The sequence below is a fragment of the Neorhizobium sp. T25_27 genome (assembly GCF_002968565.1).
Classification (GTDB): domain Bacteria; phylum Pseudomonadota; class Alphaproteobacteria; order Rhizobiales; family Rhizobiaceae; genus Neorhizobium; species Neorhizobium tomejilense.
Map to the genome: position 1 here is coordinate 21,958 of NZ_PVBJ01000021.1, position 8,842 is coordinate 30,799.

Below are 8,842 nucleotides of genomic sequence, written 5' to 3' on the forward strand. Positions count from 1 at the left end.
CGGAAAACAGACGATCCGTCCTTCGGGCCGGTTATCGCCCGGTCCTCTACGACGCATTTTCGGCAGTTACAAGCCGGTTCGCACCACAAGGAATCCTATGGTCAAGGTCATCGCCTCTTCTGTCCGCAAGGGCAACGTCATCGATGTGGACGGCAAGCTTTATGTCGTTCTCACCGCCGAGAACTTCCATCCCGGCAAGGGCACGCCTGTCACGCAGGTCAATATGCGCCGCATCGTCGACGGCGTGAAGGTGTCCGAGCGCTGGCGGACGACCGAGCAGGTCGAGCGCGCCTTCGTCGAGGACGTCAACCACCAGTTCCTCTATCAAGACGGCGAAGGCTTCCACTTCATGAACCCGGAAAACTACGACCAGGTCGTGGTGGACGTGGATACGATGGGCGACCAGAAGGCCTATCTTCAGGAAGGCATGACCTGCGTTCTGTCCATGCACGAGGGCATTGCGCTGGCTCTTCAGCTGCCGCGCCACGTGACGCTCGAGATCGTCGAGACCGAACCGGTCGTCAAGGGCCAGACGGCTTCCTCGTCCTACAAGCCGGCCATGCTGTCGAACGGCATCCGCACGGCGGTTCCGCCGCATGTCGATGCCGGCACCCGCGTCGTGATCGCCACCGAAGACAATTCCTACGTCGAGCGCGCCAAGAACTGATCGTCGAATTGATCGTCCCCGGCCTTTCCGGGCGTGATAAAAAAACCTCCGAAGCGCTGGCTCCGGAGGTTTTTTGTTGTCGGTTATGTTGGGGCGGAGCCTACTTCTTGACGACCACCGACGCGACCTTGGTATCGGTCTTGCCGAAGGCGTAACCGCCGCCGATCGCCACGTTGAGCGAGACGTAGTCCTGCGCCATCTGACGCACGGCGGCTGCGAGGTTCGACTGAGCGGTCGAGACCTCACGCTGGGCGTCGAGAACGTCGAGCAGCGAGGAAGCGCCGTCACGATAGCTGGCGGTACCGAGCTGCAGGGCTTCTTCGTAGGACTTCACAGTTGCCTGAAGTGCGGAAACCGTGCGGCTGTCGCGGGCGACTGCGGCCAGTGCATTTTCCACTTCCTCGACCGCGTTCAGAACCGTCTGCTTCCAGGCGAGATACTGTCCGCGGGCGCTGGATTCGGCGATCTTGACGTTGCCGCGCAGACGACCGCCGTCGAAGATCGGCAGGCTCAGCTGCGGCCCGAAGGACCAGGTCAAGGCCCGGCTATCGAGGCCGGGGGTAAGTGCGTTGTATCTCGGAGAAATGGAGCCGCCGAGCGTAATGGCCGGATAGAGCTGGGCCTCGGCGACGCCGATTTCGGCGACTGCCGATGCGAGTTGGCGTTCCGCGGCACGGATGTCCGGACGGTTGCGGATCAGGTCCGCCGGGACGCCGGCCTTGGTGCTGAAGCGGGCGACCGGCTGGCGGGCGCCTTTCTGCAGTTCGGGAACGAGCGACGATGCAGGCATGGCGAGAAGCGTGGCGACACGGTGCGCCGCACCCCGGAAACTCGTTTCCAGGCCCGGAATTTCCGCGATCGTCGAATTGACCAAGCCTTCCGACTGGACGACATCGAGGCGGGACGCCGCGCCGGCATCAAGCTGGAGCTTGGTGAGGCTCAGTGTTTCGCGCCGCGAATCGAGGTTCCGGCGGGCAATCGCAATACGCTCCTGATAGTAGCGTACGTCGATATAGGCCGCGGCGATCTGAGACAGGAACGAGAGACGTGCGACGTCCTCGCTGGCATAGGCAGCATCGAGGCTTGCGAGCGCACTTTCCTTGGAACGCCTGTAGAGGCCGAAAAGATCGAGGAACCAGGACGCATCGGCAGTACCCGCCGTCACGGTCGTCCGCGAGAACGAACCGGGGCTGGTACGAGTGCCGGTGGTCGTGCTGGCGGCCGAGAGATCCAGCGACGGGAGAGCGCCCGCGCCGGCGACGGTAACGTTGGCCTCGGCAGACGTGATCCGCTCCAGAGCCTGGAGGATATCGAGGTTCTGACCGATCCCCTGATTTACATAGCCGTTCAGACGGCTGTCATTAAATGCGGTCCACCAGGCAACCTGCGAAACATCGCCGTTGCTGGTCTTGCCGGCTTCGGCAAATTTACCCGGAAGAGCAATTTCCGGCGCCTTGTGATCTGGACCGACGACGCAGCCCGAAAGCAGCAGCATAGTGAGAGGAGCAACAACACGAATGGATAACATTTTTCTGTCCCAGTGCCCTATAACGCGTGGAAGGTCAGCACTCATGCCTCTTCCGATTGTCCCGTCAGCAGCGATTCGCATAGCTTCTGACGGCATTAAAGGTCGAATACGTTAACGAACGTAATCGTCATCCTACTCTTTTTCACGCTTTGATAACCGTCTAACGACAACAAAGAAGGACGGAACGAAGAAAATTCCGAGAAGTGTTGCAGAAAGCATACCACCCAGCACGCCGACGCCGATGGCGTTCTGGGCCGCGGATCCGGCGCCGGTCGCGATCGCCAGCGGCACGACGCCGAGGATGAAAGCGAGCGATGTCATGACGATTGGCCTCAGTCGCAGGCGCGCTGCCTCGAGGGTGGCCTCGATCATTTTCATCCCGCCGGCCTGACGATCCTTGGCGAATTCGACAATCAGAATGGCGTTCTTCGCCGCCAGGCCGATCGTCGTCAGGAGCCCGACCTTGAAGTAGACGTCGTTCGACTGGCCGAAGAAATACGCGGCGGAGAGCGCACCGAGCACGCCAATCGGCACGGCCAATATGACCGAGAACGGGATCGACCAGCTTTCATAGAGCGCCGCGAGGCAGAGGAAGACGATCAGGACCGATAGGGCGTAGAGCATCGGCGCCTGCGAGCCGGACAGCCGTTCCTGGTAGGAAATGCCCTGCCAGGCCACCGAATAACCGCCAGGCAGTGCGGACGTCAGCCTCTGCATCTCGTCCATGGCCTGGCCGGTACTGACGCCGGGACCCGCCGCGCCGTCGAAAGGAATGGCGCTGGTGCCGTTGAAGCGCGCAAGCTGCGGCGTGCCGTTGATCCACTGGACGGTGCTGAAGGCGGAGAAGGGAACCATCTCGCCGCTAGTGTTGCGGGCGAACCAGTGTTTCAGGTCATCCGGCTGCATACGGTAGGGCGCATCGCCCTGGACATAGACCGGCTTCAGCTCGTTGTTGAGGGTGAAGTCGTTGACGTCGCGTCCGGCGAAGATGGTCGCCAGCATCGAATTGACCGAAGCGAGGTCAACGCCCATCGCGCCCAGCTTTTCCTGGTCGAGCAGGATCTTGAGCTGGGTTTCGGACCGCTGGGTGCTGCTGCGCAGCGAACTGATGTTCGGATTGCCGGTACCGGCCTGGATGAGCTGCTGCGATGCCGTGGTCAGCGCCGCATTGCCGTTGTTGCCGCTGTCGACCAGATACATGGAGAAGCCGCTCGACGTGCCCAGTCCCTGGATGGCCGGCGGCAGAAGCGCGAAGACCTGCGCATCACGGATGCTGAAGAAATAGCCGCTCGCCCGCTGGACGATAGCTGCGGCGGACTGCTCCGGCCTGGTTCGCTCGGCGAAGTCCTTCAGCTTGGTGAAGACGATCGCATTGTTCTGGCCGCTTCCGCTGAAGCTGAAGCCGAGGACGCCGAATACAGCATCCACATTGTCCTTTTCCTTTTCGAGGAAATAGGCCTCGACCTTCTTGACCGCCTCGTCGGTGCGCGGCGTGGTGGCGCCGACGGGCGTCTGGATGATGGTCAGCAGAACGCCCTGGTCTTCCTGCGGAAGGAAGGAATTCGGCAGCCTGGTGAAAAGCCAGGCGCAGCCGCCGATCACCAACAGGAACACCAGCATCACACGGAACGGTCGCTTCAGGAGGTAGCCGATGGTGCTGACATATCCGCTCGTAGACCGCTCGAAACCGCGATTGAACAGGGCGCCGATACCGCGACGTTTCTTGTGATGATCGATCGGCTTCAGCATGGTGGCGCAAAGCGCCGGTGTCAGCACGATGGCGACCAGCGCCGAAAGCAGCATGGCGGACACGATGGTGATCGAGAACTGCCGGTAAATGATGCCGGTCGAGCCACCGAAAAAGGCCATCGGGATAAACACCGCGGTCAGGACGAGCGCGATGCCGATGATGGCCCCGGTGATCTCGCCCATGGACTTTTCGGTCGCTTCGAGCGGACTCAAGCCCTCCTCGTCCATGATGCGCTCGACATTCTCGACGACGACGATGGCATCGTCGACCAGAAGGCCGATGGCCAGAACCATGGCGAACATCGTCAGCGTGTTGATGGAATAGCCGGTTATCGCCAGCACCCCGAACGTGCCGAGCAGGACGACGGGCACCGCAATCATCGGGATCAGCGTCGCACGCAGATTTTGCAGGAAGACGAGCAGGACCACGAAAACCAGGATGATCGCTTCGATGAGCGTGTGGACGACCTTCTCGATCGAAAGCTGCACGAAGGGCGTCGTATCGTAGGGGTAGGTGATCTCCACGCCGTCCGGAAGATTGGGCCCGATGGCGGTCAGCGCCTCCCTGACGCGTGCGGCGGTATCGAGAGCGTTGGCGCCGGTGGCGAGGTTCACGGCGAAACCGGTGGACGGCAGGCCGTTCTGGCGGGAACCGCCGCCATAACTCTCTTCGCCGATCTCGACGCGGGCAACATCGCTGAGCCGCACCGTCGCGCCGTCCTGTTCGACCTTGAGAATGATCCGCTCGAAATCGTCGACCGTCGTCAGCTGGCTTTGCGCGGTCATGGTGACCGTAAGCTGCTGCTCCGCCTTGGCCGGAAGGCCGCCGAGGGCGCCGACCGAAACCTGGGTGTTCTGGGACTGGATCGCGGAGGTCACATCTGCGGGCGTCAGCTGGTATTTCTGCAGCTTGTAGGGATCGAGCCAGACGCGCATTGCGTAACCGGACCCGAAGATGTCGATGCTGCCGACGCCTTCCAGACGCTTGACCTGATCCTCGATCTGCGTGGAAAACAGGTCGCCGAGATCGACGGAGCTTCGCTTCTTGTCGGTGGAAACCAGGGCGCCGACCATCAGGATGCTCGAGGTCGAACGGGCGACCTCGATGCCCGCCTGCTGCACGACATCGGGGAGCTGCGACTGTACGAGCTGCAGCTTGTTCTGCACCTGCACCTGGGCGATGTCCGGAAGAACGCTGCTGCCGAAGGTCAGTGTGACGTTGGCGCGGCCGGTCGAGGAGGACGACGTCATATAGGTGAGGTCGTCAAGGCCGGTCATGCCGTCCTCGATGATCGTCGTCACCGATTTCTCGACCGTTTCCGCGCTTGCACCGTTGTAGCTTGCCGTGATCCTGACCGTGGTCGGCGCGATGTCGGGATATTGCGAGATCGAGAGCGTCGCAATGGCGAGCGCGCCGCCGAGCATGATGACGATCGCGATGACCCAGGCGAATACCGGTCGCCGGATAAAGAACTTGGCCATTCAGATTATTCCTTGCCGCGTTTCGTCATGATCGGTTCCGCTCGGGGCCTCACGGCTTTGCAGCGGCTGGTTTCGGCGCCTCGACGACGAAACCCTTGTCGTCGACGGTCGCCTCGACCGGTTGAACCGTGGCGCCATCGGCGATCCACTGGAAGCCGTCGACGACCAGGCGGTCGCCATCGGTTACGCCCTGCGTGACCAGCCAGTTGCTGCCGGAAACGCCGCTGGTCGGGAAGATACGGGTCTCGACCTTGCCGTCCGCCGCGACGAACTTGGCGGAAAGCTCCCCGCGGGCATTGCGCGTCGCGGCACGCTGCGGGATCAGGTAACCGTTCTCGTTGCCGAGGGTGACGGTGGCGCGCATATAGGTGCCCGGCAGGATCATGTCGCTCGGATTATCGAACAGTGCGCGGATCTGATAGGTGCCGGTCGTCTCGCTGACGGCCATGTCGGCCATGTCCAGCTTGCCGGTCAGCGGGTAGTCCGTACCGTCTTCAAGGGTCAGGCGGATATCGGCCTTGCGCGGATCGCCGCTCAGGCGGCCGGAAGCCATGGCCGAGCGCAGTTCCAGAAGATTGGTGCTGGAATCGATCAGGTCGATGTAGATCGGATCGAGACGGCGCAGCGTCGTCAATGCCGTCGTCTGGTTGGCGGTGACGATATTGCCGATGCTGACATTGGAGATCGACGTGACGCCGTCGAAGGGCGCCCGGATTTCGGTCAGGTCGAGATTGATCTGGGCGGCATTGAGCGCGGCATTGGCCTGTTCGACATCCGCCTGCGCCTGGAGAAGTGTCACCCGCGCGCTCTCATATTCGATCTGCGTCGCACCGCTGTTGACCAGCCGCTCGTAGCGGGAGAGGTTCGCCTGGGCGCTCGGGATACTGGCTTCCGCCTTCGATACGGTCGCCTTCGCCTGGGCGACCTCGGCCGCATAGGTGCTGTCCTCGATCTTGTAGAGAAGGTCTCCGGCCTTGACCTCGTTGCCCTGCTTGAAGGCGATCTGCTTGATCTCCCCGGTGACGCGCGGGCGGATGTCGGCGATCTGGAAGGGTGCCGCCCGGCCCGGCAGGACGGCCGTGATCGGTTGCTCGGACTTCTTCATGATCACCACGCTGACCGGTTGAGGCGGGCGCTGCGGAGCGCCGCCTGCCGCACCGTTGCCGGCCGGCGTCTGGCCCGAATCGCTGCAGGCAGCGAGCGCCACGGAAAAAAGCAGGGGAAGTATCAGTTTGCGTCCGGTCATGGCGTCATCCAAGGCAAAACATCTGGGCGATCGCCTCGGCAGGCGGATGTGCCGGGGCGGAAGGCGGGGAGATTAACCCGTCTTAGGCGGTCGGAACAGTAGTGGTCGAAAACGTAAGTTCAACCGGCGTTCCAGGTTCGCGAAAGTGACGTAAATATAAAACCGTCACTTGGCAAGCGGATTTTGCAGCGCAGCATTCACAAGTCTGGCAAGGCCATTGCAGCGGTCATGCAATTCCGCCTCACCGGCCTTGGCCAGAAGGACCGGATGCAGCACGCTCGCAAAGGCGGCCGCCACGTGCTGGCTGATCGCCTGCGGGTCGGTACATTTATAGGCACCGCTTTCGACACCCTGTCGTATCAGTTCGCTGAACAGGTTCTCGATCAGCCGCTTGTAATGCTGGCCGCTCGGCAGATCCGCCTCCGACATCAGGAAGATCATCTCGAACAGGAAGGGATTGTCGCGGAGGTCCTGGAGATGCGCCTCCATCAGCTTGCGGACGACGATCGCCAGCCGTTCGGGCGCCGGCGCCGGCTCGTCGAGTGTCTCGAACCGGCCGATCATGCGGCTGATATGCCGGTCGCAGATGGCATCCGCCAGGGATGCCTTGGAATGGAAATGCTTGAAGATGTTGGCGGGCGACATGTGCAGCGCATGGGCGACGTCGGCGATCGAACACTTGGCGATCCCCCGTTCACGGAAGAGCGTCTCTGCCGTGTTGAGGATATCGCCCCGGGTTTCTTCCGCCTTGCGTCTCGGTCTGCGCACTCTGTCCTCTTCTGAACGGTGGCCTTTTTAAAAGCCGGCCTCTTCCAAACGCCGGCCTCTTCAAAAACGCCGAATGGGATTTCGGGGCGGCGGTTCAACCCGCGGTAAAATAGGGCGCCAGGTTCCGGCGGATACGGTCGAGCACGGTCGCGCCGCTGGTATCGGGCACGAAAGTCTCGCCGGTGATCGTCTCGTAAGCCGTGCGGTAGACTTTGGCGGTCTCCTCGACGAGTTCGGCCGGGATCGTGGGGATCTCATCCTTATAGGGGTCGCAACGCTCGACCACCCAGGCGCGGATGAAGTCCTTGTCGAAACTCTTCGGCCGCGTACCGTTGCGGAAGGCCTCACCATAACTGTCGGCGATCCAGTAGCGGCTGCTGTCCGGCGTATGGATCTCGTCGGCAAGGATGATGGTGCCCTCGGCATCCGTGCCGAACTCATACTTGGTATCGACGAGAATCAGGCCGCGTTGCGCCGCCAGCTGCTGCCCGCGCGCAAAAAGCGCCAGCGCATAACGGGAGAGGGTCGTCCATTGTTCGGCGGTCAGAAGTCCCTGCTCGACGATCTCGCTCGGCGTCAGGGGCTCGTCGTGACCGCCGTCGAAGGCCTTGCTGGTCGGCGTGATGACCGGGGCGGGCAGGATTTCGTTGTCCTTGAGGCCGTCCGGGAGATCGAGCCCGTACATGGTCCGCTCTCCCTTCTTATAGAGGGTGAGCAGCGACGTGCCGGTGGTGCCGGCAAGATAGCCGCGCACGACGATCTCGACCGGCAGGATGTCGAGCCGCTTGCCGATCACCACATTCGGATCCGGATAGGCGATCACATGGTTGGGGCAGATGTCCTTTGTCGCCTCGAACCAGTAACGCGCGGTCTGGGTCAGGACATGCCCCTTGTCGGGGATCGCGGTCAGGATGCGGTCGAAAGCGCTGAGGCGATCGGTTGCAATGATGATGCGGCTGCCGTCCGGCAGATCGTAGTTCTCGCGTACCTTGCCGCGATAGGGGTTCGGCAATTCGGGAATGAAGGCATCGGAGAGAACGCGCACGGGGACCACTTTCCAGAGAGTTTCGGGGGCATTCTGCTATCGCATGTTTTGCAGCAGCGGCACAAGAATGGAAGGAATGGCCGTCTTCACGAGTATCTCGGTCCCGCGGTCGATGAAGAGCACTATATAGAGTGCGGTTAACGAATGTTAACGCCTCAGGATTCTCCAAAATCGTATATTATCCTGTAAAAACAAATATTTGTACGATTTCTCAAGATTTCTGAATCAATGCTGTTGACTTCAAATGGTGGTGGGATCTATAACCCGCTCACTGAACGAGGGCGGCGGCGCTGCTGGCGACGACGACTTTCGTTCTACAGAAATCACTGATTGATTGGCGCATGCTGGTTGGGACCG

6 protein-coding genes are annotated in these 8,842 nt (G+C 61.6%); 1 reads left to right on the forward strand and 5 read right to left on the reverse strand.

Going from position 1 to position 8,842, the window contains the following annotated elements; all coding sequences use genetic code 11:
* The first annotated feature begins 97 nt into the window (after positions 1 to 97).
* Positions 98 to 667: an elongation factor P gene (efp, locus tag C5J24_RS30775; RefSeq protein WP_038591328.1), complete on the forward strand. Its 570-nt coding sequence runs from the start codon at positions 98 to 100 to the stop codon at positions 665 to 667.
* 100 nt (positions 668 to 767) lie between these two features.
* On the opposite strand, the gene C5J24_RS30780 is transcribed toward efp, so the two are convergent.
* The 5 genes from C5J24_RS30780 to C5J24_RS30800 all read right to left on the reverse strand — a co-directional run bounded on the left by C5J24_RS30780 (position 768) and on the right by C5J24_RS30800 (position 8,485).
* On the reverse strand, positions 768 to 2,195 hold the full coding sequence (locus C5J24_RS30780) for an efflux transporter outer membrane subunit (RefSeq protein ID WP_105404362.1): 1,428 nt from the start codon (positions 2,193 to 2,195) through the stop codon (positions 768 to 770).
* A 132-nt stretch (positions 2,196 to 2,327) separates the two neighbouring features.
* Positions 2,328 to 5,426, reverse strand: a complete 3,099-nt coding sequence (locus C5J24_RS30785) for an efflux RND transporter permease subunit (protein ID WP_105423480.1) — start codon at positions 5,424 to 5,426, stop codon at positions 2,328 to 2,330.
* 49 nt (positions 5,427 to 5,475) lie between these two features.
* Positions 5,476 to 6,672 (reverse strand): efflux RND transporter periplasmic adaptor subunit, encoded by a 1,197-nt coding sequence (locus tag C5J24_RS30790; protein WP_105423482.1) that lies wholly within the window; start codon positions 6,670 to 6,672, stop codon positions 5,476 to 5,478.
* Positions 6,673 to 6,837: 165 nt separating this feature from the next.
* The gene (locus C5J24_RS30795) at positions 6,838 to 7,440 is read right to left on the reverse strand and encodes a TetR family transcriptional regulator (protein ID WP_105423484.1); all 603 of its coding nucleotides are present in this window, start codon (positions 7,438 to 7,440) and stop codon (positions 6,838 to 6,840) included.
* 94 nt (positions 7,441 to 7,534) lie between these two features.
* A complete protein-coding gene (locus tag C5J24_RS30800; protein WP_105423486.1) occupies positions 7,535 to 8,485 on the reverse strand; it encodes a phosphoribosylaminoimidazolesuccinocarboxamide synthase in 951 nt (316 codons plus the stop codon).
* Positions 8,486 to 8,842: the final 357 nt, after the last annotated feature.